The organism is Bacillus sp. FCW2, assembly GCF_021228595.1.
GTDB lineage: Bacteria > Bacillota > Bacilli > Bacillales > Bacillaceae > Bacillus > Bacillus velezensis.
Map to the genome: position 1 here is coordinate 1,052,934 of NZ_CP089436.1, position 26,694 is coordinate 1,079,627.

24 protein-coding genes and 1 pseudogene are annotated in these 26,694 nt (G+C 42.9%); 19 read left to right on the top strand and 6 right to left on the bottom strand.

What is annotated here, in order from left to right:
- Positions 1 to 13 precede the first annotated feature (13 nt).
- Positions 14 to 3,175: a bifunctional cytochrome P450/NADPH--P450 reductase gene (locus K3G25_RS05295; RefSeq protein ID WP_014418455.1), complete on the top strand. Its 3,162-nt coding sequence runs from the start codon at positions 14 to 16 to the stop codon at positions 3,173 to 3,175.
- Between the two features lie 149 nt (positions 3,176 to 3,324).
- Here K3G25_RS05295 and K3G25_RS05300 read toward each other — a convergent pair whose 3' ends face one another.
- Complete coding sequence (locus K3G25_RS05300; protein WP_014418454.1) at positions 3,325 to 4,533, bottom strand: MFS transporter; 1,209 nt, start codon at positions 4,531 to 4,533, stop codon at positions 3,325 to 3,327.
- Positions 4,534 to 4,657: 124 nt separating this feature from the next.
- Between K3G25_RS05300 and K3G25_RS05305 the strand changes: the two genes are divergently transcribed.
- The 6 genes from K3G25_RS05305 (at position 4,658) to manA (ending at position 12,304) form a co-directional block, all read left to right on the top strand.
- Positions 4,658 to 5,542 (top strand): LysR family transcriptional regulator, encoded by an 885-nt coding sequence (locus K3G25_RS05305; protein WP_007408231.1) that lies wholly within the window; start codon positions 4,658 to 4,660, stop codon positions 5,540 to 5,542.
- A 67-nt stretch (positions 5,543 to 5,609) separates the two neighbouring features.
- Positions 5,610 to 6,092: a Cys-tRNA(Pro) deacylase gene (ybaK, locus tag K3G25_RS05310; RefSeq protein ID WP_014418453.1), complete on the top strand. Its 483-nt coding sequence runs from the start codon at positions 5,610 to 5,612 to the stop codon at positions 6,090 to 6,092.
- Positions 6,093 to 6,138: 46 nt separating this feature from the next.
- Positions 6,139 to 7,056 carry an MBL fold metallo-hydrolase gene (locus K3G25_RS05315; RefSeq protein WP_232489616.1) on the top strand — a complete coding sequence of 306 codons (918 nt, stop codon included), beginning with the start codon at positions 6,139 to 6,141 and terminating at the stop codon, positions 7,054 to 7,056.
- A gap of 222 nt (positions 7,057 to 7,278) precedes the next feature.
- Complete coding sequence (locus tag K3G25_RS05320; RefSeq protein WP_232489617.1) at positions 7,279 to 9,231, top strand: mannose transport/utilization transcriptional regulator ManR; 1,953 nt, start codon at positions 7,279 to 7,281, stop codon at positions 9,229 to 9,231.
- A 152-nt stretch (positions 9,232 to 9,383) separates the two neighbouring features.
- Positions 9,384 to 11,342, top strand: coding sequence for a fructose-specific PTS transporter subunit EIIC (locus tag K3G25_RS05325; RefSeq protein WP_173613463.1), 1,959 nt, complete (start codon positions 9,384 to 9,386; stop codon positions 11,340 to 11,342).
- A 14-nt stretch (positions 11,343 to 11,356) separates the two neighbouring features.
- Positions 11,357 to 12,304 carry a mannose-6-phosphate isomerase, class I gene (gene manA, locus K3G25_RS05330; RefSeq protein ID WP_232489618.1) on the top strand — a complete coding sequence of 316 codons (948 nt, stop codon included), beginning with the start codon at positions 11,357 to 11,359 and terminating at the stop codon, positions 12,302 to 12,304.
- Positions 12,305 to 12,399: 95 nt separating this feature from the next.
- Here the strand turns inward: manA and K3G25_RS05335 are convergent, their stop codons facing one another.
- Positions 12,400 to 13,125, bottom strand: coding sequence for a MurR/RpiR family transcriptional regulator (locus K3G25_RS05335; RefSeq protein WP_007612737.1), 726 nt, complete (start codon positions 13,123 to 13,125; stop codon positions 12,400 to 12,402).
- Between the two features lie 236 nt (positions 13,126 to 13,361).
- Between K3G25_RS05335 and K3G25_RS05340 the strand changes: the two genes are divergently transcribed.
- The 9 genes from K3G25_RS05340 (at position 13,362) to K3G25_RS05375 (ending at position 19,468) form a co-directional block, all read left to right on the top strand.
- Complete coding sequence (locus K3G25_RS05340) at positions 13,362 to 14,174, top strand: Cof-type HAD-IIB family hydrolase (protein WP_173613464.1); 813 nt, start codon at positions 13,362 to 13,364, stop codon at positions 14,172 to 14,174.
- 32 nt (positions 14,175 to 14,206) lie between these two features.
- Positions 14,207 to 15,010, top strand: a complete 804-nt coding sequence (locus K3G25_RS05345) for an HAD-IIB family hydrolase (protein WP_014418447.1) — start codon at positions 14,207 to 14,209, stop codon at positions 15,008 to 15,010.
- Positions 15,011 to 15,131: 121 nt separating this feature from the next.
- The gene (locus tag K3G25_RS05350) at positions 15,132 to 15,464 is read left to right on the top strand and encodes a DUF2651 family protein (protein WP_014418446.1); all 333 of its coding nucleotides are present in this window, start codon (positions 15,132 to 15,134) and stop codon (positions 15,462 to 15,464) included.
- Positions 15,465 to 15,680: 216 nt separating this feature from the next.
- Positions 15,681 to 16,181: a DinB family protein gene (locus tag K3G25_RS05355; protein ID WP_014418445.1), complete on the top strand. Its 501-nt coding sequence runs from the start codon at positions 15,681 to 15,683 to the stop codon at positions 16,179 to 16,181.
- Between the two features lie 161 nt (positions 16,182 to 16,342).
- Positions 16,343 to 16,864, top strand: a complete 522-nt coding sequence (gene satA, locus K3G25_RS05360; protein ID WP_014418444.1) for a streptothricin N-acetyltransferase SatA — start codon at positions 16,343 to 16,345, stop codon at positions 16,862 to 16,864.
- Positions 16,865 to 16,977: 113 nt separating this feature from the next.
- Positions 16,978 to 17,040, top strand: a complete 63-nt coding sequence (locus tag K3G25_RS20860; protein WP_368073677.1) for a tetracycline resistance efflux system leader peptide — start codon at positions 16,978 to 16,980, stop codon at positions 17,038 to 17,040.
- Positions 17,041 to 17,073: 33 nt separating this feature from the next.
- Entirely contained in the window at positions 17,074 to 18,450 is a 1,377-nt protein-coding gene (gene tet, locus K3G25_RS05365) for a Tet(L)/Tet(K)/Tet(45) family tetracycline efflux MFS transporter (protein ID WP_095061043.1), read from the top strand.
- 98 nt (positions 18,451 to 18,548) lie between these two features.
- Entirely contained in the window at positions 18,549 to 18,767 is a 219-nt protein-coding gene (locus K3G25_RS05370) for a hypothetical protein (RefSeq protein ID WP_014721544.1), read from the top strand.
- Positions 18,768 to 18,931: 164 nt separating this feature from the next.
- A complete protein-coding gene (locus K3G25_RS05375; RefSeq protein WP_232489619.1) occupies positions 18,932 to 19,468 on the top strand; it encodes an ATP-binding protein in 537 nt (178 codons plus the stop codon).
- A 472-nt stretch (positions 19,469 to 19,940) separates the two neighbouring features.
- Here K3G25_RS05375 and K3G25_RS05380 read toward each other — a convergent pair whose 3' ends face one another.
- The 3 genes and pseudogenes from K3G25_RS05380 to K3G25_RS05390 all read right to left on the bottom strand — a co-directional run bounded on the left by K3G25_RS05380 (position 19,941) and on the right by K3G25_RS05390 (position 22,194).
- Positions 19,941 to 20,498 (bottom strand): GNAT family N-acetyltransferase, encoded by a 558-nt coding sequence (locus tag K3G25_RS05380; RefSeq protein ID WP_232489620.1) that lies wholly within the window; start codon positions 20,496 to 20,498, stop codon positions 19,941 to 19,943.
- Positions 20,499 to 20,813: 315 nt separating this feature from the next.
- A pseudogene (locus tag K3G25_RS05385) lies at positions 20,814 to 21,058 on the bottom strand (hypothetical protein).
- Positions 20,977 to 22,194, bottom strand: coding sequence for a DUF418 domain-containing protein (locus tag K3G25_RS05390; protein ID WP_121984375.1), 1,218 nt, complete (start codon positions 22,192 to 22,194; stop codon positions 20,977 to 20,979). Before K3G25_RS05390 ends, K3G25_RS05385 begins: the two are co-directional and overlap by 82 nt.
- 267 nt (positions 22,195 to 22,461) lie before the next feature.
- Here K3G25_RS05390 and yrkP point away from each other — a divergent pair, with 267 nt between their 5' ends.
- Genes yrkP through psiE form a run of 3 tightly spaced genes read left to right on the top strand, consistent with a single transcriptional unit; the run spans position 22,462 to position 24,904 of the window.
- Positions 22,462 to 23,157, top strand: coding sequence for a two-component response regulator YrkP (gene yrkP, locus K3G25_RS05395; RefSeq protein WP_121984376.1), 696 nt, complete (start codon positions 22,462 to 22,464; stop codon positions 23,155 to 23,157).
- Positions 23,144 to 24,442, top strand: a complete 1,299-nt coding sequence (gene yrkQ, locus K3G25_RS05400) for a two-component system sensor histidine kinase YrkQ (RefSeq protein ID WP_021494348.1) — start codon at positions 23,144 to 23,146, stop codon at positions 24,440 to 24,442. Before yrkP ends, yrkQ begins: the two co-directional genes overlap by 14 nt.
- 45 nt (positions 24,443 to 24,487) lie before the next feature.
- Entirely contained in the window at positions 24,488 to 24,904 is a 417-nt protein-coding gene (gene psiE / locus K3G25_RS05405) for a phosphate-starvation-inducible protein PsiE (protein WP_012118039.1), read from the top strand.
- Positions 24,905 to 25,402: 498 nt separating this feature from the next.
- On the opposite strand, the gene K3G25_RS05410 is transcribed toward psiE, so the two are convergent.
- Complete coding sequence (locus K3G25_RS05410; protein WP_232489621.1) at positions 25,403 to 26,659, bottom strand: APC family permease; 1,257 nt, start codon at positions 26,657 to 26,659, stop codon at positions 25,403 to 25,405.
- Between the last annotated feature and the right edge of the window lie 35 nt (positions 26,660 to 26,694).

The window sequence follows — 26,694 nt, forward strand, 5'->3', positions numbered from 1 at the left end:
AAGGAAGATCGATATGAAACAGCTAAGCGCTATACCGCAGCCGAAAACATACGGGCCTCTCAAAAATCTCCCTCACTTGGAAAAAGAAAAACTGTCACAATCGCTTTGGAAAATTGCCGAAGAATACGGCCCGATCTTTCGTTTTGAATTTCCGAGCTCTGTCGGGGTCTTCGTATCAGGCCGCGAGCTCGCCGCAGAAGTCTGTGATGAAAAGCGATTTGACAAAAATCTCAGCAAAGCTCTGCTGAAAGTCCGTGAATTTGGCGGTGACGGACTATTTACGAGCTGGACTCACGAAAAGAACTGGCAGAAAGCGCATCGGATTTTATTGCCGAGCTTCAGCCAGAAGGCGATGAAAGGCTATCATTCAATGATGCTGGATATTGCCATGCAGCTCGTGCAGAAGTGGAGCAGATTAAATCCGAATGAAGAAATTGACGTCGCCGAAGATATGACGCGCCTGACGCTGGATACAATCGGCCTGTGCGGATTTCATTACCGCTTTAACAGCTTTTACCGCGACACACAGCATTCTTTTATCACAAGTATGCTTCGTGCGCTGCAGGAGGCCATGCGCCAAGCGCAAAGACACAGCCTGCAGGACAAGCTGATGATCAAAACGAGACATCAGTTCCAGCAGGATATTGAAGAGATGAATTCGCTTGTAGACCGGATCATCGCTGAGCGGAGGGAAAATCCGGATGAAAATCTGTCTGACCTTTTAGCATTGATGCTTGAAGCGAAAGACCCTGTAACGGGGGAAAGGCTGGATGATGAAAATATCCGTTATCAAATCATTACCTTTTTGATCGCGGGGCATGAAACCACAAGCGGGTTGCTTTCTTTTGCGATATATTGCCTGCTGAAAAATAAAGATAAATTGAAAAAAGCCGTTCAGGAAGCCGAGCGGGTGCTGACGGGAGAGACACCTGAATATAAGCAGATTCAGCAGCTGACATATATCCGCATGGTGCTAAACGAGACTTTGCGGCTGTATCCGACTGCCCCGGCATTTTCTCTGTACGCGAAGGAAGATACGGTTCTCGGCGGGAAATATCCGATTGCGAAGGGACAGCCGGTGACGATTCTGACTCCGCAGCTGCACCGGGATAAAAGTGCGTGGGGAGAAGATGCCGAGTCATTCCGCCCGGAAAGGTTCAGCGATCCCGCGGCCATTCCGGCAGATGCGTATAAGCCGTTCGGAAACGGACAGCGCGCATGCATCGGGATGCAGTTTGCCCTGCAGGAAGCGACAATGGTGCTCGGCCTTGTCCTGAAACACTTTGAACTGATTGATCATACTGATTATGAGCTTACGATTAAAGAAGCTCTAACCATTAAGCCCGGTGATTTTAAAATCCGTGTGAAAAACAAGGACGTGTCCAATCAGCAGTCCGCACAAAACCATAAAGCTGAAGGCAGCGGTCACAAAGAAGAAATGAAAGAAATCCCGTCCCACGGAACGCCGCTTCTCATTCTTTACGGATCAAATTTAGGAACTGCGGAAGGAATCGCGGAAGAGCTGGCTGATATCGGAAGAAGCAAAGGATTTTCAACTGAAACCGGACCGCTCGATGATTATGCCGGGAAACTGCCTGTAAAAGGCGCGGTCGTTATTGTTACGGCTTCTTATAACGGGGCGCCGCCTGATAATGCGGCGGGTTTTGTGAAATGGATGGAAACCCTTGAAGATCAGGAATTAAAGGGTGTTTCTTACGCCGTCTTCGGCTGCGGAGACCGCAACTGGGCCGCCACTTACCAGAGGATCCCCCGCCTGATAGACAAAGTGCTTGAAGAAAAAGGGGCAAAACGGCTGACCTCTATCGGGGAGGGCGACAATGCCGATGATTTTGAGTACAGTCAGGAAGCCTGGGAAGACTCATTCTGGAAGGACATCATGAAGGCTTTTCATATAGAGGCCGCTCCAAAACAGACAAACAAATCACAGTTATCAATCGAATACGTGAGTGAAGCAGCCGAGACGCCGATTGCCAAAACGTACAAAGCATTTGAGGCGGAGGTCATCACGAACAAAGAGCTTCATACCGAAAGCAGCAAGCGCTCAGTCCGGCATATTGAGCTGCGTCTCCCCGAAACAGAAACGTATCAGGAAGGAGATCATCTCGGGGTGCTTCCGCAAAACAGCGGGGAACTGATCAGCCGTGTCATTCGCCGATTCGGTCTTGATCCGAACCAGCACTTTAAGATCAAGGGCCGGCAGCTGCCTCATCTGCCGATGGACCGGCCGGTTAATGCGCCGGAGCTTTTGGCGTCCTATGTAGAGCTGCAGGAGCCGGCAACGAGAGCCCAGCTTCGCGAACTTGCCGCACATACCGTGTGCCCGCCGCACCAAAAAGAATTGGAGCATCTTTATTCTGATGATGCGGCATATAAAGAAAACGTGCTGAAAAAACGAATGACCATGCTGGACCTGTTGGAAGATTATCCTGCATGTGAACTGCCGTTTGAGCGCTTTTTAGAACTTCTGCCATCCTTAAAGGCGCGCTATTATTCAATCTCAAGCTCACCGAAGGCAGCCAGCGGGGAGCTCAGTATCACGGTCGGCGTTGTGACGGCTCCGGCATGGAGCGGCCGTGGGGAATACCGGGGCGTGGCTTCGAACTATTTAGCCGGATTACAGAATGGCGATCCTGCCGTCTGTTTCATCCGCTCGCCTCAGTCGGGTTTCGCATTGCCTGAAAATCCGAAAACGCCTCTCATTATGGTCGGAGCAGGCACAGGAATTGCGCCGTTCAGGGGATTTATCCAGGCGCGGGCTGCCGAAAAAATGTCCGGTAACAGCCTGGGCGAAGCTCATTTATACTTCGGCTGCCGGCATCCTGAAGAAGACGATCTGTACAAAGATGAATTCGACGATGCGGAGAAAAACGGCCTTGTCACCGTGCATCGGGCGTATTCCAGATTAGATCAGGACTGTAAAGTTTACGTACAGGATGTCCTGCTTCGCGAGGCTGCGCAGATTATTGCTCTCCTTGACCAAGGCGGCCATCTCTATATATGCGGCGACGGAAGCAAAATGGCTCCGGCCGTAGAAAATGTACTGCTTCAGGCGTATGAAAAGGTGCATAACACTGATTCAAAAGTTTCCTTGAATTGGCTTGAACAGCTGCAGGCGGAAGGAAGATATGCGAAAGATGTTTGGGCAGGTATGTAACAGAAGAGTGAGACAACTGAAGAATGTTTTTTAATTGAAGAAAGCCGGCACGATATTTGAAATCTACTGAATCAAAAGGAATAGTTATAGGGAGTATCGTGCCGGCCTTAACTTTAGTATCGGACAAAAGACACAAATCTTTAATGTTTTTATTGATTTACATGCAGGCGGCTATGTCCCTTTTTTCTGAATTCCGCCAGAAATAAAACCGGATAAGACACTAATAGCAAAACCGAAATAAATGAAATGATACCGATCCAATGAAAATGCGTCCAAAAGAAACCGCCGCAAGACCCTGCCACGCTTGAACCGATATAGTATGCAAGCAGATATAATGAAGAGGCTTGCGCGCGCTGATCACCGGCTGCGCGGCCGACCCAGGCGCTTGCGATCGAATGCGCGCCGAAAAAGCCGAAGGTAAAGACGGCAATCCCCGCGATTTTAAGCGCAAGCTGGGGCAAAAGTGTCACCGCTGCGCCGGCAAGCATAACAAAAATCGCAATCTTAATCATTTTTGCGCTTCCGAAAAGATCTGCTTTTTTCCCCATATAGACAGAGCTGAACGTTCCCGCGAGATAGACAATAAAAATAAAACCGATCACAGTCTGCGACAAATGATAAGGAGCCGCCATTAAATGAAAGCCGATATAATTATATAATGTCACAAAACTCCCCATTAATATAAATCCCAGAGATATTAACAAAAGCAGCCGTTTGCGGTGCAGAACCGCTCCGTATTCCTTACATGCCGCTTTTACGCCCGCATGCCGCTGAGATGAATGGCGCGGAGCCGGAAGAAAACGCCAAAACAAATAGCTTAATACAATAGAAAGAATGCCGATGATGGCAAGCGCCGGCCGCCAGCCGAATACATCGGTCAGAAGCCCCGTTAACAGCCTGCCGCTCATTCCCCCGATGCTTGTGCCGCTGATATACAAGCCCATCATTTTCCCGAGGCCCTGCGGATCAAACTCCTCGCCTACATATGTCATAGCGACAGCCGGAACGCCTGCCAGGAAAATACCGAGCAGCGCCCTCATCGCCAAAAGCGCCGGAAAAGCCGGACTGAACGCTGTTAATAGACCTAAAACAGATGTAGCTGTTAACGACAGCACCATTAATTTTTTTCTGCCGAATCCGTCAGACAACGAAGCGGCGGCCAATAATGAAAATGCCAAAACGGCTGTTGAGATGGATAAAGTTAAACTGGCAGCCGCAGCGGAAATATGAAACTCTTCCGAAAACAAAGGCATAAGCGGCTGTGTCGTGTAAAGCGTGGCGAAGGTCACAAAGCCGCTGATAAACAGAGCCAAGCTGGCCTTTCTGTAAGCCTTTGTATGAGGCTGAATAAACGTCATGAATGTCCCTCTTTTCTCACTGTTGGTTATATATGTATCGTACGCTTTTCATTTCAATGTGTCTAATTTATAATAACTATAGAATTAATGCGTAAAGGTTATGAAGAAAGGGGAGAAGGAGAAAATGGAGCTTCATCAAATTGACAACTTCATTGCGGCGGCAACTCATCAGCATTTCACAAATGCGGCAAAAGAAAGAATGATTTCTCAGCCGGCATTAAGCCGATCGATTATCAGGCTCGAAGAAGAATTAGGCGCGCCGTTATTTTACAGAGAGACAAAAGCAGTCCGGCTGACAAGGCACGGAGAGCAGTTCTTAATAAAAGCAAAACAAGCGAGACGAGCTTTAAATGAAGGCGTTGAACAAGTGAAAAAGAATATGAGCCTGGAACACGGCGAAATATCTGTATCTTTTCTTCATACGCTCGGGCTGCGTTTAATGCCTCAGCTGATTGCCGAATTTAAAAAGCTATACCCAAACGTGACCTTCCGGCTTTATCAAGGCGCAAATGAAACGCTTCGCAAAATGGTGGAAACGGGAGATGCGGATATCTGTCTCAGCTCCCCGCCGCTTCCCAGCGAGCTTTTACAATGGACAGTGCTGGAGAAAGAGCCTCTTTATGCGGTGCTACCTGAGAACCACCCGCTTGCAGGAAATAAAAGCATTCAAATGAAAGAGATGCAGGACGAGGATTTTGTCGGATTTAAACCGGGATACGGACTGAGGTATATGTTTGATCTGATGTGCCGGGATTTGAATATACACCCGCATCTCGCATTTGAAGGAGAGGAAGTGTCAACCATATTAGGGCTGACCGCCGCGGGTCTGGGGGCTGCAGTGCTACCGAAAACCGCGGAGCATTCATACTTTCCGGTCGTTTTTCTTCCGGTTGCAGATTACCAATGCGAACGCACCATAGCGTTAGCCCAGCTGAAAAACCATGCTCTCTCTCCCGCTGCTGAGCGTTTTAAACAGTTTGCACTTGAGTATTACAAAGCACGCAACTGAGCGGTCATTTTATTAAAATCGAAGTTGAAAATAAAGCAGATAGAAATACAGAAAACGGAGGAAAACCATGGCGAAAAAAACAGTGAAAACAAATGCTGTCCGTATCATTGAGCAGCAAAACATTCCCTATGAGCTATTAGGTTACAAAACAGAAGGGGGACAGCCCGCAGACGGTCTTTCCGTTTCACAAAAAATCGGATACGCTGCCGAATATGTTTATAAAACCTTAGTGGCATCTGCAGGAACTGATCGTTATTACGTCTTTGCCGTTCCCGTTGCAAAAGAACTGAATCTGAAAAAGGCTGCGAAGGCGGCAGGTGAGAAGAAAATAGAAATGATTGCCATGAAGGACCTTTTAGGAGTGACCGGCTATATGCGCGGCGGCTGCTCTCCGATCGGCATGAAAAAAAGGTTTCCGACTTTTATTGATAGATCCGCTGAAACACTGGAGTTTATGATCGTCAGTGCGGGGAAAATCGGAATGCAGCTGAAAGCAGCGCCTCAAGATTTAGCCGAAGCAAGCGGGGCGGTATTTACAGACATTGTATAAATGTCCGATGAATCTAATGGAATACACGTGTCAAGGGAGAATGATAATGAAAAAAAGATATGAAAACTTGAATGGCGTGAAGAATGAACAAGGATTCAGGGACGTGTTGAAATGGATGAAAGAACGAAGAGAGAAAAGTAAAGACTTAAGCGAGAACATTCCGAAAGCGGTCACAAGGGATGTCCGTGATGTTGCCTTCAATCGGACGGAAACCGCCATAACATGGATCGGCCATTCTTCATTTCTGATCCAAATACAGGGGCTTAACATAATGACCGACCCTGTATGGGCGCGGCGGATGGGTTTTCAAAAACGGCTGACAGAGCCGGGATATGAATTGAGCGAACTGCCTGACATTGATGCCGTGCTCATTTCACATGGGCATTATGACCATCTTGATTTTCCGAGTATAAAAAAACTGAGAGGAAACCCGGATTTTTACGTGCCTGCGGGACTGAAAAAGCTGTTCAACAAAAAAGGCCGCAAAAAGGTCCATGAAATGAATTGGTGGGATCGTTTTGAGGTACGGGGGGTGAATATATCATTTGTTCCGGCCCAGCACTGGACACGGAGAACGCTTTGGGATACCGATACCTCTCATTGGGGAGGCTGGGTCATAGAAAGCGAAAACGGCGAGTCCATCTATTTTGCAGGAGATACAGGCTATTTTGAAGGCTTTAAAGAAATCGGAGAGAGGTTTCGTATTAAGGCGGCTCTGATGCCGATCGGAGCATACGAACCGGAATGGTTTATGCAAGTGTCACATATCAATCCGGAAGACGCCGTGAAAGCGTTTTTGGAGCTGAAGGCTGACAGCTTCATTCCCATGCATTACGGGGCATTCCGGCTTGCTGATGATACAGGCCCGGAAGCATTAAGCAGACTGCACGGCGAGTGGGACCGGCTTGCATTACCTCCTGAAAACCTGAAAGCATTAGCGCTTGGCGAAACATTTTGGCTGTAACAGCAGGTTTTCGCTGCCGACACCAATCGTTTAAAAACGGTTGGTGTTTTATTGTCATGTGAATAGCTCTGTATAAAACATGATTTTTCCGGAACCTGCGGTAAAAAACAAAACTTTTTACTCTTTTGTTTCACTATAAAATGAAAACGGTTTCGTATGTGCAGTATATTTAACCTATCACAATTGCTTCAGCAGAAATGGACAGGAAGGATAGAAAAACAGATGAAATACATGAATTCAAGGCAGAAAAAGATTTTGTATCTGTTGTTATCTGAACCTGATGACTACTTAGTTGTGCAAGATTTCGCAGACAGGGTCCGCTGTTCTGAAAAAACGATCAGGAATGATTTGAAAACGATTGAAGATTTCCTGAATGAACATGCTCAAGCTCAGCTGATCCGCAAACCGGGATTAGGCATCTATTTACATATATCTGAACAGGAAAGGTCACGGTTAAGCCGGCAAATTTATAATGAGCACTTTACATGCAGGCACAAGACCGATGAAGAAAGAATACTTCACATCGCTTATGATTTATTAATGAATTCAAAGCCCGTTTCCGCAAAAGAAATTGCCGCACAGCATTTTGTAAACAGAGCTTCCATTAAAAAGGATGTAAGTGCGGTTGAAGAGTGGCTGAAGCGATTTGATCTCACGCTGGTATCTAAACAGCGGCTCGGTTTAAAGGTTGAAGGGGACGAAAAAAACAAAAGAAAAGCATTGGCGCGAATTTCAGATTTGATTGATAATGCGGAATTTACAAGCCAATTTATAAAAAGTAAGTTTTTAAGTCATGAAGCGGACTTTGTGAGAAAAGAAATCAAGTTATTACAAAAAAACCATTCTATCTATTTTACGGATGAAACATTTGAAAGTTTGCTGCTGCATACATTGCTGACGATCCGCCGTATCAAAATGAAACAGCCGGTCGCCATTTCTGCAAGACAGCTGGACGCGGTAAAAAAGAAGAAAGAATATGAATGGACACTGGCTTGTTTAAAACGGCTTGAGCCGGTATTTGCCATCCGGTTTCCTGAGGAAGAAGCCGTCTATTTAACTTTACATATTATAGGCGGGAAAGTCCGCTATCCATCGCAGCAAGAAAAGAAGCTTGATCTTGAAGATTCTGAGCTTTCCAAAGTCGTCAGGCATTTGATCAATCGTGTTTCAGAACTGCAAACGCTGGATTTTCATAAAGACCAGGAACTGATCAACGGATTGAACATTCATCTCGATCCGGTGTTGAAGCGGCTGAGCTATGATCTCTCTGTTTCAAACCCCATGCTTCACGACATCAAAAAAATGTACCCTTATTTGTTTCATCTTATCATTGACGTTTTAGAAGACATCAATCAAACATTTGATCTCTGTATTCCTGAAGAAGAGGCGGCCTATTTGACGCTGCATTTTCAGGCAGCGATCGAACGGCTGCGCCGAAGCAGTCATAACCCTAAAAGGACGATCATCGTCTGCCATATGGGCATTGGCATGTCGCAATTGCTGCGGAATAAAATTGAACGCAAATTTCATCACATTACGGTAAAAGAATGTATCGCAAAAGCGGAGCTGACAGAGTATATCAAAAAGCATAAAGATATAGATTTCGTCATTTCTACGATAGGGCTTGGAAATGTAACGATCCCTCATATTGTCGTATCTCCGCTTTTGGAGTCTGCTGATGAAAAGAAGCTCAGCGCATTTATGCAACAGCTTGATACATCACACCGCCGGGAGCAAAAAACGTTTAAAATGCTGAACGATACGACTCCGTTTCTCGTTTTTTTACAGCAAGAGACAGAGCACCGTTATCAGGTTATTGAAAAGCTGGCGCAGGCTTTGTATGAAAAAGGCTATGTAGAAAAAGAGTATGGCATTCATGCAGTAATGAGAGAAAAAATGTCGGCGACAAATATCGGGGCGGGTATTGCTATCCCTCACGCGAACTCTAAATATATCAAACAATCAGCCATTGCAATCGCCACCTTAAAAGAGCCGATTGAATGGGGGACAGAAAAGGTGTCGCTCGTTTTTATGCTTGCCGTCAAACACGAAGATCAAAACAAGGTAAAGCAATTATTCAGTGAGCTTTCCTATCTTAGCGAGCAGCCGGCATTTATTCAAAAACTGACGGAAGAAAAAAATGTGATGACGTTTTTATCGTATTTAAACTATTAAAAGCAGGGAATGGCTCCCTGCTTTTTTTCTGTTTATAGGGAAAAATGCCGTTATTTCCGGAACTTATGGTAAAAAAACGCGCTTATCACAGGCTGATTTCAGTATAAAGTTGAGACAAGATCTTGAAATTCAGACTGCAAAGGAGGATTTATATGAAACTGTTAGCGATTACATCATGTCCGAACGGCATTGCCCATACGTATATGGCTGCTGAAAATTTACAAAAAGCAGCCGGCAGATTAGGCGTTGAGATCAAAGTGGAAACCCAGGGCGGAATCGGGGTGGAAAATAGGCTGACCGAAGAGGAAATCCGGGAAGCAGACGCAATCATTATCGCGGCGGACCGTTCGGTGAACAAAGACCGATTCGCGGGAAAAAAGCTGCTGGCTGTCGGGGTTCAGGAAGGCATCCGCAAACCGGAAGAATTAATTCAAAAAGCGCTTAGCGGTGAAGTGCCGGTCTATCAATCTGCTTCAAAAGCTGAATCCGCAAGTCAGCAGGGCAAAAAACAAAACCCGATTTACCGTCATTTAATGAACGGCGTTTCTTTTATGGTTCCTTTCATTGTCGTCGGCGGATTATTGATAGCGGTTGCATTGACGCTTGGAGGAGAAAAAACACCAAAGGGGTTAGTCATTCCGGACGAGTCTTTTTGGAAAACGATTGAACAGATCGGCAGTGCTTCTTTTTCATTCATGATCCCGATTTTAGCCGGGTACATCGCGTTCAGCATCGCTGATAAGCCGGGTCTTGTCCCCGGAATGATCGGCGGATATATTGCGGCATCCGGCAGCTTTTACGACAGTGCAAGCGGCGCAGGATTTCTTGGAGGAATCATTGCGGGATTTTTGGCGGGATATGCGGCGCTTGGAATCAAAAAATGTAAAGTTCCTAAAGCAATACAGCCGATTATGCCGATCATTATTATTCCGGTGTTTGCCTCACTGATCGTCGGTTTGGCGTTTGTATTTCTGATCGGCGCCCCCGTCGCTCATATTTTCGCAACATTAACGGTTTGGCTTGCGGGAATGAAAGGTTCGAGCTCAATTCTCCTGGCATTGATTTTAGGAGCGATGATCTCCTTTGATATGGGAGGACCCGTAAACAAGGTGGCCTTTCTTTTCGGATCGGCAATGATCGGAGAAGGAAATTATGAAATTATGGGCCCGATTGCCGTTTCCATTTGTATACCGCCGATAGGGCTTGGGATTGCGACGTTTTTAGGAAAAAGAAAATTCGCCGCCGCAGAAAGAGAAATGGGAAAAGCATCATTTACGATGGGCCTTTTCGGTATCACGGAAGGAGCCATTCCATTTGCGGCCCAAGACCCCCTTCGAGTGATCCCGAGTATTATGGCGGGTTCTATGACCGGCTCGGTGATAGCGATGATCGGCCATGTGGGGGACAGAGTGGCACACGGCGGCCCCATCGTTGCTGTACTTGGAGCAGTAGATCATGTATTGATGTTTTTTATCGCTGTAACAGCAGGCTCTCTTGTCACCGCTCTGTTGGTTAATGTACTGAAGAAAGATATGGCGAAATCCCCCGCGTCCGGCGAGGTGCTGCCGTCTGCCGCACCAAATGAAGCTGCAGCGGCAAAAGAAACAAAGGAACCATCTCAGGCTGACAGCCGAAAAGCCGGGATGACCGAAATCAAAAAACTGACTGACATTATCAGTACGGACTTGATTGAACCGCATTTATCCGGCGAAACGAGGGATGACATTATCGATGAAATGATCGAGAAAATGTCCCGTCAAGGTATGCTGCTGTCTGACAGCGGATTTAAGCAGGCCATTTTGAGCCGGGAACAGCAGGGAACCACGGCGATAGGTATGAATATCGCCATTCCGCACGGAAAGTCTGAAGCCGTCAAAACGCCGGGTGTCGCATTCGGAATAAGACGTTCGGGTGTTGACTGGAACAGCCTTGATGGTTCTGATGCAAAACTGATTTTTATGATTGCCGTACCGAAGGAAAGCGGCGGAAATCAGCATCTGAAAATATTGCAGATGTTATCCCGAAAACTGATGGATGACAGCTATCGGGAAAGGCTGCTCTCCGTTCAGACAAAAGAAGAGGCGTATGAGCTTCTGGAAGAAATCGAATAAAGCGGGGGATGATCATGTCTACTGAACCGATATTTTTCAATCCGGTTTTCAAAGAAAGAATTTGGGGAGGCGCCGCCCTGCGTGATTTTCACTATAATATTCCGTCCGAGCGGACAGGGGAGTGCTGGGCCTTCGCCGCTCATCAAAATGGACAGAGCACAGTTCGAAACGGCATGTATAAAGGATGTACGCTCGGTGAATTGTGGGAGCATCACAGAGATTTATTCGGAAACCTTGAAGGAGACCGTTTTCCTCTTCTTACAAAAATTTTGGATGCGGACCAAGACCTGTCCGTTCAGGTGCATCCGAATGATGACTTTGCCAAAATGCATGAAAACGGAGAACTTGGAAAAACCGAATGCTGGTATATCATTGATTGTGCAAAAGATGCGGAGATCATTTTCGGCCACAACGCAACTACAAAAGAAGAACTGATATCCATGATTAAGCACGGAGAATGGGACGGGCTCCTGAACAGAGTTAAGGTAAAGCCGGGAGATTTCTTCTTTGTTCCAAGCGGCACCGTTCACGCGATTGGAAAGAGCACACTTATTTTAGAGACGCAGCAAAATTCAGATACGACTTACAGATTGTACGACTACGGAAGAAAAGATGCGGACGGCAGGATGCGCGAGCTCCATTTGGAAAAAAGTATAGAAGTGATAGACGTTCCATCTGTCCGTGAACGGCCGACCGTTCACTATAAACAAACAGATGATCTGCTTGCGGCTGTTTTAATAGAATGTCCTTATTTTTCAGTCGAAAAGTGGGATGTAAAAGGTGAAGCAAATCTATTCCAGCATCAGCCCTTCCTTCTTGTCAGCGTGATCGAAGGAGACGGAATAATGATTGCAGGCGGGCATGAATATCCCTTTAGAAAAGGAGATCATATTCTCCTGCCTTCCGGTTTGGGAGAATATAAACTGGCCGGCCATGCAAATTGTATTGTGTCTCATCTGTGATCCTCAAAACCCTTCTCTAGCATCAGAGAAGGGTTTCTCATCACTTTTGCAAAAATACCGAAATTTCCAGTGTATCAGTGTTTTCGTTCCTGAACTTATTCTCTCAATTTGTATATCTCCCGAGCCATCGATTCAAGTATGTACATAGCGGGGATTTGGGTGGTGACATTCGCATTTTCAACCCATTCTTCCGTCACGTAATATGAAATATTCACATCGGACATTTTGGCAATGGTTGAATGTTTATGATTTGTAATACTGATGACCCGGCTGCCTTCTTGTTTCAGCTGATTCAGATGAGTCACCGTAGAATCTCCTTCACCTGAAACCGATAATGCGATTGTTATGCTGTTATGGCGGAAATGGGAATGGGCCGGAAAGTAAGGATCTTTAATATACATTGAAAGTTTCCCTAAGCACGAAAAATATCTGGCTCCGTATTCGGCGAGAATTCCTGAACTTCCCACTCCGATAAAAATGACGCTTTCTGCATCGGCCGCAAGGGCTGCTGCTTCCTTCAGCTTTTCTTCCATGCCTCCGCTTACTGTTCTTTCAAAAAATTCGGCAACGGAATGATGGGGACTCTTTAAAATCGTTTTTTTATTTGCCTCCGTATACATTTTCAGCTTCACCTTAAACTCCGAAAACCCTTCACAGTTTATTTTTTTGCAGAAACGTAAAATAGAAGCCGTCGATACATGGGTTTCATTTGCCAATTCACGGATTCGCATATAGACGACTTTCTCGCTGTTTTGGGAGATGTAGTTGTATAAAGAAGTTTCAAGCTCGTTAAATGAAGCAATCATTTCGTGTGTGAACATGCAGGGGGATTCTCCTTTTTATGAGAATGGTGAATGTACATCTAATCGTAACATATCATTTTTAAAAGAAACATAGTGTTATATTGATGTGACAAATCACTTTTTGTGTCATTCAAAACAAGACGTCAGCCAATGATTTACGGCGCAAAACAACTGAGGATATAATTCGTTCATACGCTTTATGCATGATCTCTTCAAGGGTCTCTGACAAAAGCGGCCGAAAAAAGGAGGACAATATGAGTATCAAACTGATAGCGGTTGATATGGACGGAACGTTTTTGAATGATGAAATGGCATATAACAAAGAGCGTTTTATGAATCAGTATCGTGAATTAAAAGCGCGGGGAATTAAATTTGCCGCAGCAAGCGGAAACCAATATGCGCAGCTTACATCCTTCTTTCCGGAAATCAAAAGTGAAATCGCTTTCGTTGCCGAGAATGGCGCTTTCGTCGTGAATGCCGGAGAAGAATTATTCGCGGGTAACATGTCTGAAGACACTATAAAAGCAGTAATCCGTGCTTTAGAGCAGTATGAGGTGAAAAACGTCATTGTCTGCGGAAAAAAAAGCGCGTATATTCATGAAAATGCCAGTGAAGATGAATATCTGCATGCCAGTAAGTATTATTATGTGTTAAAAAGGGTGCCGCATTTTGAAAACATCGATGATCACATTTTTAAATTTTCCATCAGCTTTCCCGCCGAACATTGTTCCGTACTTCTGAGCCATTTGAAAAACGCCATCGGGTCTTTCGTCACGCCTGTATCAAGCGGGCATGGTGACATAGATCTGATCATACCGGGGCTTCATAAAGCAAGCGGGATTAAGCTTCTCCAGAAACAATGGGGGATAAATGATGAAGAATGCGCGGCCTTCGGAGACAGCGGCAATGATCTGGAGATGGTGTCCGCCGTGAAATACGGGATCGCCATGGATAGTGCGCAGGAAAGCATTAAACAGGCTGCCGCGCATATCACGCAATCAAACAATGAAGAAGGGGTCTTAAATGCGATTGATTCCATCCTCAAATGTGAAAAACCCTTTGTCTGAAAAAGACATTTTAACTGCGGAGGTGCTGAACGATGATTAAATTAGTGATTACGGATTTAGACGGCACATTTTTAAATAATCAAGGCGATTTTGACAGAACGTTATTTGAAAAGACAAAACGAGTAATGGAGGAACAGCATGTCGCTTTCGCCCTCTGCACCGGGAAGCAGTGTGAAAGGGTCGAAGCTTTATTCGGAGAAGACGCGAAAGATTTTTGGATTTTAGGAGACAGTGCCACACGTATAAAAAAGAACGGCACATTCGTATATGAATCTTTGATCAGCAATGAAGCGGGACTGTCAATTATAGGCGCTTTAGAAAAAATCAGCTGCGGGCATAGCATTATCGCATGCACAAAAAATGGCGCGATCGTAAAAGAAAATCTGTCTGAAAGTGAGATGAAATATGTAAATGCCTCTTATGCACATGTAACGAAAATAACTGATTTTACTGAGATAAAGGACGATTTTATCAAGATTACGGTTCATGACCCCGACGCCAACTGTCCGGAAACGAGAGAAAAGCTGCATGAATTTTTTCACCAATTATATATCGTAGCATCAGAGGATACCTGGATGGACATATCAAATATCGGAATACATAAAGGAACAACAGTACAAGAACTGCAGCGATTATTAGGGGTTTCGGCTGATGAAACAATGGCGTTCGGAGACGGCCGCAATGACAAAGAATTGATGGAAGCGGCATCCTACAGCTTTGCGGTTAAGAATGCCATTGACGAAATAAAAGATGCAGCGCACTTTGTCATCAAATCAAATGAGGAAAGCAGCGTCATGCACACGATTATGAGAATATTAGCGCTGCAAAAACAATGATGGGCTAAAATCAATGCGGCAGGATTACTAGGGAAAGAAAAAGCGGGCTATCCTCAGACTTTAATTCCCTCCTGATTTCCCCGAAATATGTTAAAAGTGAATAAAACGGTGTAATATCAAGATGAAAAAAATCACTTCATATCAGACAAAAAGCAGGAACTGCCTCGTTTTGAAATTGGGAGGTGTTTGTATTAGCCCGCTGTTGAGTCCCGCGTATATCATTCTCATTTTTCTTCCGGCAGCTTCTTTTCTGTTAGGGATATTAGGGTATTTCATCTTTAAAAAAGTATGGATGATGGTTGTTATTGTATTCATTTTGTCCTTGATATTCATGTTTATTGTAATAGGTGCCGAGCCGACATTTTTCATTTGGGTAGCTATGATGACGGGGAGCTGTTTTATCTCCGGTTCAATCACTAAGACGATATGGACTTTTGCAAAGCGAAAATATTAGACAGAAGAATCCTGTTTGAACAGCTATCCTTTTTTGTCGATTGAAGAAAAAGAAGTATAGAGTTATCCGTTATGTTCTTATATTTTGTCTGTTGTTGTCAGATCGGGCTTTCTGTTAAAAATGTCTGTCTATCGTTTTGTTCTTTTTTAACTAAGCGGAGCACTATAATTGAACTGTAGATACATAGAAAAACAAAAAAGGATAAGGAGGATTTTTATGTTTCAAACCTTAGACCATTTTTTGAAATCTTGGGAGTTCGAAGCCGATGCGACACAGAAACTGCTGAATCATCTGACTGATGAATCACTTAAACAAGAAATCACTTCACAACATTGGACTTTAGGCCGTATTGCATGGCATACTGTCGCGGCCATTCACATCATTACCTCGAACACAGATTTAACGTTCCACGCTCCGGCTGAAGATTATCCTGTTCCTGCATCGGCGCGGTTTATTGCTGAGAGTTATCATCAAGCCAGTAATGCATTTGTACAGGCGTTAAAAACGCAATGGACTGACGATACACTTCAAGAATGTGTCAACTTTATTGGTCAGCAATTGCCAAATGGTTCACTTTTGCTATTTTTAATTCAACATCAAAACCATCATCGAGGACAAATGACTGTCCTTATGAGACAAGCAGGTTTACCTGTTCCGGGTATTTACGGACCGGCAAAAGAGGAATGGACAACATTCGGTTTGGAAGCTCCGAAATAGGATATTGTTGTAAGGGCTCGAATGAATAGATGATACCAATCGATGTTGGTATCTTTTTTGTTTTAGTCTTAGAGTTATTAAACCGGTATCCATGACATGCAGACGAAACAACAGTTCAAAAGACATAAAGTAAGGTCAATAAATGCAGAAAGGTGATTATGATGATAACTAAAATGACGCGATTCAATATGAAAGACTTCAATAAACCAAACGAACCTTTCGTTGTTCCAGGGAGAATCATCCCTTCATTTGAGGACAATGTTTGGACATATACAGAGGAGAAATTTGCTGAACCTTATGTCAAAAAATATGACGATGAAGACATTGATGTCAGTTATATTGAAGAAGAGGATAAAGCTGTCTTTTTTTATTACGCAGAGAACGACTGTGTCGGCCGGAGTAAGCTTCGTTCTAATTGGAATGGATACGCACTGATTGAAGACATTGCCGTTGCAAAAGATTATAGGAAAAATGGTGTCGGGACGGCTTTATTACATAAAGCGGTTGAGTGGGCAAAGGAGAATCATTTATGCGGTCTTATGCTTGAAACACAAGATATTAATGTTTCAGCTTGTCATTTTTATGCCAAAAATAACTTTGTCATAGGAGCGGTCGATACAATGCTTTATTCTAATTTTTCAACAGCAAATGAAATTGCGGTTTTTTGGTACTGTAAATTTTAAATATAACAGTATTTGATGTTTCGTCATTTAGCGGGTGTGTGTCGCAAAGTATTCAAAACATCGGCTTGAGGATTTATAATAAGGTATATCAATCAATGCAGGGGGAGTTATGTATGAAGTGCAAAAAAATGAACAGGGTCCAATTAAAAGAGGGAAGCGTATCAACGGCCCTATAAACTGCGTCTGCCCTCATTAATGGAGGGAAAGTTGTGAATACGTCTTATTCACAGTCAGCTTTACGGCACAACCAAGTGTTCATTTGGCTTTGTGTTCTGTCATTTTTCAGCGTATTAAATGAAATGGTTTTGAACGTCTCATTACCTGATATCGCCAACGATTTTCATAAACTGCCAGCGAGTGCAAACTGGGTGAACACGGCCTTTATGTTAACCTTTTCCATCGGAACTGCTCTGTATGGGAAGTTATCAGATCAGCTGGGCATTAAAAAGCTGCTTCTATTTGGAATTATGGTAAATGGCTTCGGGTCGATCATTGGATTTGTCGGACACTCTTTCTTTCCTGTACTCATTCTGGCCCGATTTATTCAAGGGGCTGGTGCAGCCGCATTCCCGGCTCTTGTGATGGTTGCAGTAGTACGCTATATTCCGAAAGAAAACAGGGGTAAAGCATTTGGTCTGATCGGGTCGCTGGTGGCAATGGGGGAAGGCGCCGGACCAGCTATTGGCGGAATGATCGCTCATTATATTCACTGGTCATATTTGCTGCTTATTCCGACAGCAACAGTTATCACCGTTCCATTCCTGATGAAACTGCTGGAAAAGGAAGAAAGAATCAGCGGGCGCTTTGATATCGCGGGGATTATATTAATGTCTGCAGGCATCGTATTTTTTCTGCTGTTTACAACGTCATATAGACTATCTTTTCTGATCATCAGTATTCTGGCTTTCCTGATATTTGTGAAACATATTAGGAAAACTCAAGATCCCTTTGTTGACCCTGCACTGGGGAAAAATGTCTTGTTTATGATGGGCGCCCTTTGCGGAGGCCTGATATTCGGCACTGCTGCAGGATTTGTGTCTATGGTTCCTTATATGATGAAAGATGTTCACCATTTAAGTACTGCGGCAATTGGAAGCGGGGTTATGTTCCCCGGGACGATGAGCGTCATCATCTTCGGTTACATTGGAGGATGGCTTGTTGATCGGAAAGGTTCTTTATATGTGCTGACCATTGGGATTGCATTGATGTCTTCCAGCTTTTTAATCGCTGCCTTTTTTATAGATGCGACACCATGGCTCATGACCGTTATCATCGTTTTTGTTTTTGGGGGGCTCTCCTTCACAAAAACGGTTATATCTACAATTGTGTCTGGCAGTTTGAAACAAAAGGAAGCAGGCGCCGGAATGAGTCTGCTTAATTTTACAAGCTTTTTATCAGAGGGAACGGGTATTTCGATTGCAGGCGGTTTATTATCGGTCCGCTTGCTGAATCAAAGGCTGCTGCCTGTTAACGCTGATCATTCCGCTTATTTGTACAGTAATATGCTCATTCTTTTTGCAGGAATCGTTGTTATGAGCTGGCTGGTAACCATGAATGTCTATAAACGTTCGCAAAGAAATGACTAAAAAGGGAAAAGGATCAAACTTGATAAAAGTTTTGATCCTTTTTTTGAGGAGCTTCCTTATTCCGAAACCTTTTGTCGATCAATGAAAGGGGAGTTAAAGTGAATTACATTTATAAGAAAAAGGAAAAGAAAAATGGAAATTGTATCATTTCAATCAGAGATAAATGGGAGAATGCACTTATTGAGTTTGAACAAAATAATAATCAAATTGAGATCGTGATCAATTATCGTAACGAGAAAACAACCAAGTTTTCACTGCCAATCGAGACTTTTGAGAAAGTGTATGAGGATATTAAAATAGGCCGGAGAGAAAGTTAATCATTCTGTTTGAAAATGACCATGATGTTCGTAAGCAGTATGGTTTTAACACGCATCTGGATTCCCCTGGCAAAGTAAAGGTTTTTGGGGATTTATATTAAAATAATAGTAAGAACCTTGTGCAGCGGACAGGGAGTTTCGTTGCTTTATAAGGAGAGGGAACTATGAAAAAAAATATTCACATACTGGGAGCCTCCGGAGTCGGAACTTCAACATTGAGTGTTGCATTATCAAAGCATTTGCCTCATACGCATCTTGATACTGATGATTACTATTGGACAGATAAATTCACTAAGAAAAGAGAAATTCCTGAAAGAAGAAAGTTGCTTGAAAAAGACTTGACAATAAATGAGAAATGGATTCTTTCTGGCGCAGTGTGCGGCTGGGGCGATGATCTAAAAAGTTATTTTGACCTTGCCATCTTCTTATGGATTCCGCAGGATATACGGCTTGAGAGATTAAGGCATAGGGAATTTCAGCGTTATGGAAACGAAGTGTTAGCCGGCGGCAGTAAATATGAACAATCAAAAACATTTTTAGAGTGGGCTTCTTTATATGATAATGCCGGAATGGAAGTTAGAAGCAAAGCTTTACACGAACATTGGATGGCAGATTTATCTTGTCCATTGTTAAAAATTGAAGGAGACTACTCAGTCAATGAAAGAGTTGATCGTGTCTTGGATTATCTGAATTCTAATTAAACTAACGATGGAGATAACTGCAAAATCCAAAAGTCAAAGACGGTTCCGGCCATTTTAACGGAGCTGTTTTTTTATACCGCTTTCAGTTTCTCTGTTGTGAAGTGATTTATTTTCGGCAGCATCTTACAATAGAGAAGTGATTTGTTCTTCGTTAAGTTCTCCGTTGGAGTATTTCTCTAAAATTCGTATAAATCGTTCACACCTAATTAATTATTTCTTTGTTTATTTTTATTATCCATTCCATTTTTACACCGAATTAAAGCCCTCTCATAACGAGAAGGGCTTTCCGCCTTTTAATACTTTCTCCTCAAAAAGAAGGAGAAGGCTTTATCCGTTTATCCCTCGTATCGTTTATTAATCAACTCTGTAAACATGGGGAATTATTGGTTAACTTAGAATTTTTTTGATCCAAACAAATATCTTTAAAAAAGTTACCGGCAACTTTCTGCGGCATATCGCAGTGTTCGATTGTTTAGTCCTTTTTTTTCATAATCTTTACAAATCTGAAAAAGTCATCATCATCCGGCAGGGGCTTGTCATCTTCGCGTCCATTGCGATGCATATGCGGATCAGAGTGATGTTCATTGTAGAACTCTACGATATGGAATCCGCACTTATTCACATAGAAGTTGATATTTCGCTTTTCAAAATAAGGTGTCACGGTTTCCCAAAGCACAGTATCCGGATACTGTTCTTCTATGGCTTTCCAAGCAGAAAGACCAATCCCCTGGCTGTGATATTCTGGAGATACATAGAATAAATCTAGCGAATTATGATGTGTTTCGCTGTTGATACGTACTACTGCACCACCGACCTTCTTACCATCCCGAAGAATATGATATACGACTGCTCCGGGAGCGTCGAAAGACTCTTGAACATCATTGTCCGATGGAATCGGTCCGCCTTCGCAATCACCGAACGTTTCAATCACGGCGATCGCAAAGGCTTCTTGTAATTTTTTTTTGAATTCTGGCAGATCAGATTCCTTTGCTGGTTCCAGAATAACTTTTGGTTCCTTTTTTGTTTTCATGATTGCTCACTCCTTCAGTTGCTGAAATAACGAGTTCAGTCGTTCAGTAAAACATTCCAGCTGCTCTGCCGCTTTTTCTTCCGCGGTAAATTTGGCGTTAAAATACTTCAAAAGCTTTCTCCTGTCTTTTTGTATGATGTCTTTTTCTTTGTTTCCTTGGAAAACAAGCTGCATGTAACCCTTATTTACTATCGTTCCTGCCGTATTAAGTGTGGTACGCGGGATTTGCCATCATTCTCAAACTTTTCCTGCGAAAAGTTGCAAAAATAGTCGAATGTGGCGCCTTTGCCTATGAACATGCGTAAAAGATTCAATTTAGATTCGGTCATGAGCAATGCACATTGAGTAAACTCTGGTGAATTTATTAGCCCAAAGAAGCCTAAATGATATAAAAATAACTAGTATATATATCAAATCTGTCCGTTTAATGCCCGCTTCTCAACAACTAATTTGAAGTCATGCAATCTGTGCAAGGGGGTTATTTCTGAATAGATTTTTCCGAATGCAGCGGAGTTGCTTTGGGATTCCCGTTTACTTTGCCGTACGTCAGCTTGCGCCATACTAATTCCATCGGACCGTACCTAAACCGTTTCAACCACAATGTACTAAAGCTCATAAGCACGAAGTACACGGCCAGACTGAACATGAACGTGCCGGCGGATTGAATATGATCCGCAAGCCCGAATCCGTACCGGAGGAACAGAACTGTTCCAATGATAGAGTGAAGCAGATAACAGGTCAATGACATCCGTCCGACTTTGGTGAATATCATCATAGGGCCTCGCAGCTGAGGAACGTACAGAAACAGCATTGCAAAAGTGCTCATATAAAACATACTTCCGGTTAAGCCGCCATTTTGACCCAAGACAGAGGAAATGTCCTTCCACAGCATATTCTCAGAAAGATTAAACATGTCTAGTAATATACTGCTTTGTGTTATTAGAAAAGCGATTGTGCTAATGATCCAGATACGCTTCCATATGAACTTTTTCGCTTCCATGTCTTTGAAAAATTCCATCTTAACAAAGTACACGCCCAGCAGAAACATGAGAAACATGGAATAGATCATAGAGAAAGAGCCAGCCGCCATCGTGACCATATCTGTCCACCGAGTGCTGATGGATTCCATGTAAGTAAGGGTTGTGTGGCTAAACAAAGTAAACTCTGAAAAATTCGGGTTTTTTGACCCAGCAGTATTGATGACATTGTACAACATTGTGAAAACAGGAGTCAGGAATTGAAACACGATAAGTGCGATAATCCATCTAAGCACCGTTTTGGCCGTGCGTTTATAGAAGGCGAGTAACAGGAAGCCGCTTACGGCGTAAAAGGTCAATATGTCACCGACCCAAACAAATGTGATGTGCAAAATGCCAAATCCCAACAGGATAGATAACCTACGGGCAAACAGCTTGTTGGGACTATCTACCTTCTGCGCGGCTCGATCCATAAAGATCATAAACCCAACTCCGAACAAGAAGGAGAATAATGTAACGAATTTCCCTTCGGCAAACCAGGAAACCAGATTGTGCAGTACGTCATCGGAGGCCATTTCGAATCCCTTTACTGAATCTGCGATCAGGAAATAGTTGACAATAATAATGCCAAGCAAGGCAAATCCACGTACGATGTCCAGAAAATGAACCCGTTCCCGCAGACTTACCGGTTGCCCGCGTCCTTCGTTTTGTACAATCATATCAATACTCCTTTTCCATTTATCATTGCAATGTGCAGTGCGGATCTGAAAAACTTGAGCCTTACAATGGATAAATATAAAGACAGAATCTTAACAATTTATGAAGGTTCATCATTTTTTTAGAAAATGTGACAAATTTGTGGCGAACATCAGCTTTCATAAACTGTTAAGATTTACGTAGTATCTTATAACGTACGTGTTACTTATGAATGATATATAGTAAGGTCACACGAGAAATAACATCAAGAATCATGAGGTGAAAGAGGCATGACCCATCGAATATTAGTCGTAGAGGATGATCATGATATTGGTGATCTTTTGGAGGAATCCCTTACGCGTGCAGGATACGAGGTGCTAAGAGCCAAGGATGGGCAGCGAGCATTGCAACTTGTGAATGATTCGCTCGATTTGGTTATTTTGGATATTATGATGCCAGGCATTTCGGGAATCGAAACCTGTCAGCACATCAGGAAAACCTCTAACGTTCCAATTCTGTTTCTGACGGCCAGATCGAGTACACTCGATAAAACTGAGGGATTACTCGCCGGCGGCGATGATTATATGACTAAACCCTTCTCGGAAGAGGAACTTCACGCCAGAGTGATTGCTCAATTACGCAGATATACAATCTATCAGGAAAAGAAGGAACAGGAAGAAACATTTCTTATCGGGGGCAAACTGAGAGTGAGCGAAGAATTTAATGAGGTTTGGAAAGAGGAGCAGCAAATCAAGCTGTCAGATCTGGAATATCGTATCCTGAAACTGCTGATGAGCAAACGCAACAAAATATTTTCTGCTCAAAATATATATGAGAGTGTGTGGGGACAGCCTTACTTTTACTGTTCCAACAATACGGTGATGGTGCATATTCGGAAGCTGCGCTCCAAAATTGAGGATGATCCGGCACGTCCGGTTTATATAAAAACTGAATGGGGAAGAGGATATCGATTTGGCACATCGTAAATTTACGCTAACCAAAAAACTGGCTTTGCTGATCATGGTTGCTGCGATTGTGAGCGGTGTGATCTTTCTGACGTTGCAAAAGATCACAGATGATCTGATCGAGGGATACCTGAGTTCGGATGAGTATTACCACAAGGAGTCAGCGAGATACATTCAAAAATTCAGTCAGTACGTTTCAGAAAATGAGTTGTCTACATCGGATAGAAAAGCGTTTGGCGAGTGGGTCAAAAAAGAAAATTATATTAACCTCACCATATTCAAGGATCAGGAGCTGCAATATGATTCCGTTTATTCTGAATCGGATTATGGAAAGGAAAAGCTGACTCAGTATGCTCAAAATCATTCACATCCGGTCAAGTTCAGCGATGGTGAAGGACGAGTCATTATCGACGGTTTCTACTCTTCCCGATATTATGATCTGGCCTTTACTTTGGATTTGCTCGGTGCAACCCTCATCTTTTTAATCATTGTTCTCTTGGGCATTCGCCAAAGTCTTCGCTACCTTAAAACGCTTCACCAAGAGATTCATATTCTTGAAGGGGGCCAGCTGGACTACGAGATGACGATAAAAGGGCATGATGAATTAGCGATGATTGCAAAGAGCATTGAGGATCTGCGGAAAGCTTTCCTGGATAAACTTAAAGCTATCGAGGAATTGCAAGCTGAGAGCCGCAGCCTGGTTACCGAAATGTCGCACGATATGCGCACACCGCTGACGTCGCTGATCATGAATCTGGAGTTTGCCAAAAAAGAGGGAGGCGAAGCGGGTTCCAGCAAAGATCGGTATGTAGCCAATGCTTATGGTAAAGCACTGCAATTAAAAAGCTTGTCTGACAATCTGTTTGCGTATTTCCTGCTGGACAAGGAATATGAGGCCGATCTGGAGACCGTTGCAGTGAAAGAAGTGATCTACGATCTAATATCAGATCAGATTGCTATCCTTCATCAGGAGCATTTCCGGGTCCATATTTCAGGCGAGCTGCCGGAAACCTATATTAACGTGAATTTGGAGGAGCTTGGGCGTGTATTTGATAATGTGTTGTCAAACTTATTTAAATACGCAGATCCGGAAGAAGAAATCAGCATCACGTTTATATCGGATCAAGAAATATTTGAGATTCATGTTAGCAATACGATTAAACTTGCGGATGTAACACCGGACAGCAACGGACTCGGTGAAAGAAGCATTGCGCGAATGATGTCCCGCATGCAGGGGCAGTTTCACAGTATACAAAAGAATTCCAAGTACTGCATCGTGCTGCGATTTTGGAACAGAAAGATGTAGGCTGCGAATCAAAACGACGAAAATATTGTAATAGGAGACAACAAGATGAGATTTTCCAACAATTTTAAAAAGGCGCCTTACCTGTTACAAGCGCTTCTCAATGTCTGTCTGTTCTTCCTGGCGATAGCCTTAAGCGGACTTCTGATCAGCGAGACATGGTACATCGTGCAATTCGTATACAAGTCACTGTTCAACAAAGTGGACAGCTATTATGAGATGCTTGGGGAACTGCTTATATTCTTCATGTACTTTGAGTTCATTGCTTTGATTATCAAATACTTCAAATCAGACTTTCATTTCCCGCTTCGCTACTTTATTTATATTGGCATCACGGCTGTCATTCGTTTGATTATCATCGATCATGATCAGGCGATCTCAACGTTCTGGTGGGCGATGGCCATTCTTGCAATGATTTGTGCATTCTTTATTGTCAATAGACGAAATTCTGTTGTTGAACATTAATAAATTAGTTCACTTTATACCGATACGCCACTAAAATGTCCCTAATTGTGAATGAGAGCTGGAACAGAATAAAAAAATTGATATCGGTACTTGTCCCAAGGACATGACATGAACTGTCTGGAAATGAGATTGCTTCTTTATTTTACAAGGAAGAGATTAAAATTCTTAATAAATAATGATTAGTCGAATTTCATTGACAGACAGTATGGATCAAGTAGCATCTTACCTTTTACTCACTTTGTTGATGCAGACAGTGCTTCAAATGTTGGTTTCAAAATGGCAGGGGATCAAGTTGGGGCTAAAGGAAGGGAAGAACCCTTCCTTTTTTACTTGGACAGACTGAAAACAGTGCCCTTTTTCTGGTCAAAATGAATATAAAATGATGTAAATGAGCGGAAGGTGTCCGTAAGTAATCATTGTAAAAGAAATAACTATGTCCTATACGAACTGTAAAATCTCCCGTTTTTGTTTATACATCCAAGCTTGGGTGAGAAATTCTTAAAATCGTAATTTGTCTTGAGAATTAGTAGCGGGTTTCTTTAATTGACGCATCCAAATAAAGTGTCGGATCAAATAAAAAGCAGTTATAAGGGCAAGCATTAATAAAACCCATATTGATGAGAAAGAAAGGATAATTAAAAAGCTGATAATAAGCATTAATGATAAACTCTTTGAAAACTTACCAGGTAGCAGTTTATATGCAGACAAAATACCGCAAATCGCATTACTAATAAAGAAAGCATTTGCTATGCCGACAATTTGTTCAACATTAATGAAGTTTATAAATAAAAGAATAAAAACGATTGTATGAATTAATGTTAATAAGCCTATGGCTCCAATTGGTATGTTTGTTTTGGAGCGGAAAGAAATCAAGGTTGTTTTTTTATTCTCTGAGGCTATTAGACGTGATACTCCGCCAGTAACCAATAAATATGTGCTCATACATAATATTGTTGTGATGAAAGCCATTGTCGGTGAAGCAAACGTTCCAAGCAATGGAATTAAAATAATCGTTAATGTGTGTGTGTGATGTAAATCAATCCATTGATAAGAAGCAGCTACAACAATACAAACCGTTGTGATGACCACTGAGCTTATTACTATTGCTTGGGGAATCGTTCTTTTTCTGTTTTTGACATCCAAACTATAATTACCTATAATTTCCCAACCAACTAGAGCCCAAAAAAGTAATAGAATACTATTACCAAAATCATCAAGATGAAATGGTGTTTTAATAAAAGCTTTATCCCTCATAAAGGGAATTGAACTAATTCCGCCACTTAACAATATTGCTGTGGCAATTGTGGAGAACATAAATGACACTTTTCCTACAGAAGAGATATTCAATAATAGAACGAATAAACAAATCATCATCAGAATGATTCCATATGTCTCTAGCGGCCAACCATTACTTTTGAACAAAGCCTTTAGGTATTGACTGGCTGTCATGAGAACGGCAACTGGCCCCACACTGCCCGCAATAATAAAAAATACAGAAGTTAATTGTTTTATATGTTGTCCAAATGCAAGTTCGACTGTATGCGCAACACCAGATTCATTCGGAAATAAAACACTCAATTTTCCAAACAATGAAGCAAATAGAAAACTAATGATCATCATCATAAACCATGCTAATATGGCATAATCTCCAGTCTTACCATAAATGATTGGTGGAAGCAATATAATTCCCGATCCTAAAATAGGACCAACAATTAATCCGCTTAAAAGTACGGGGCCGAGTTTTCTTTCTCTCACTTTCCATTCCATCCTTTCCTAAACGTGTTTTACGA

Excerpts from the sequence above, each read along its gene's own strand:
- yrkP (WP_121984376.1), top strand. The coding sequence starts at position 22,462 with ATGACCCATCGAATATTAGTCGTAGAGGATGATCATGATATTGGTGAT.
- K3G25_RS05375 (WP_232489619.1), top strand. The coding sequence starts at position 18,932 with ATGAAAAAAAATATTCACATACTGGGAGCCTCCGGAGTCGGAACTTCA.
- psiE (WP_012118039.1), top strand. The coding sequence starts at position 24,488 with ATGAGATTTTCCAACAATTTTAAAAAGGCGCCTTACCTGTTACAAGCG.
- K3G25_RS05380 (WP_232489620.1), bottom strand. The coding sequence starts at position 20,498 with ATGAAAACAAAAAAGGAACCAAAAGTTATTCTGGAACCAGCAAAGGAA.
- K3G25_RS05325 (WP_173613463.1), top strand. The coding sequence starts at position 9,384 with ATGAAACTGTTAGCGATTACATCATGTCCGAACGGCATTGCCCATACG.
- K3G25_RS05315 (WP_232489616.1), top strand. The coding sequence starts at position 6,139 with ATGAAAAAAAGATATGAAAACTTGAATGGCGTGAAGAATGAACAAGGA.
- ybaK (WP_014418453.1), top strand. The coding sequence starts at position 5,610 with ATGGCGAAAAAAACAGTGAAAACAAATGCTGTCCGTATCATTGAGCAG.
- K3G25_RS05345 (WP_014418447.1), top strand. The coding sequence starts at position 14,207 with ATGATTAAATTAGTGATTACGGATTTAGACGGCACATTTTTAAATAAT.
- K3G25_RS05305 (WP_007408231.1), top strand. The coding sequence starts at position 4,658 with ATGGAGCTTCATCAAATTGACAACTTCATTGCGGCGGCAACTCATCAG.
- K3G25_RS05295 (WP_014418455.1), top strand. The coding sequence starts at position 14 with ATGAAACAGCTAAGCGCTATACCGCAGCCGAAAACATACGGGCCTCTC.
- K3G25_RS05335 (WP_007612737.1), bottom strand. The coding sequence starts at position 13,125 with ATGTTCACACACGAAATGATTGCTTCATTTAACGAGCTTGAAACTTCT.
- K3G25_RS05320 (WP_232489617.1), top strand. The coding sequence starts at position 7,279 with ATGAAATACATGAATTCAAGGCAGAAAAAGATTTTGTATCTGTTGTTA.
- manA (WP_232489618.1), top strand. The coding sequence starts at position 11,357 with ATGTCTACTGAACCGATATTTTTCAATCCGGTTTTCAAAGAAAGAATT.
- K3G25_RS05350 (WP_014418446.1), top strand. The coding sequence starts at position 15,132 with ATGAAAAAAATCACTTCATATCAGACAAAAAGCAGGAACTGCCTCGTT.
- K3G25_RS05340 (WP_173613464.1), top strand. The coding sequence starts at position 13,362 with ATGAGTATCAAACTGATAGCGGTTGATATGGACGGAACGTTTTTGAAT.
- K3G25_RS05390 (WP_121984375.1), bottom strand. The coding sequence starts at position 22,194 with ATGATTGTACAAAACGAAGGACGCGGGCAACCGGTAAGTCTGCGGGAA.
- satA (WP_014418444.1), top strand. The coding sequence starts at position 16,343 with ATGATAACTAAAATGACGCGATTCAATATGAAAGACTTCAATAAACCA.
- K3G25_RS05300 (WP_014418454.1), bottom strand. The coding sequence starts at position 4,533 with ATGACGTTTATTCAGCCTCATACAAAGGCTTACAGAAAGGCCAGCTTG.
- K3G25_RS05355 (WP_014418445.1), top strand. The coding sequence starts at position 15,681 with ATGTTTCAAACCTTAGACCATTTTTTGAAATCTTGGGAGTTCGAAGCC.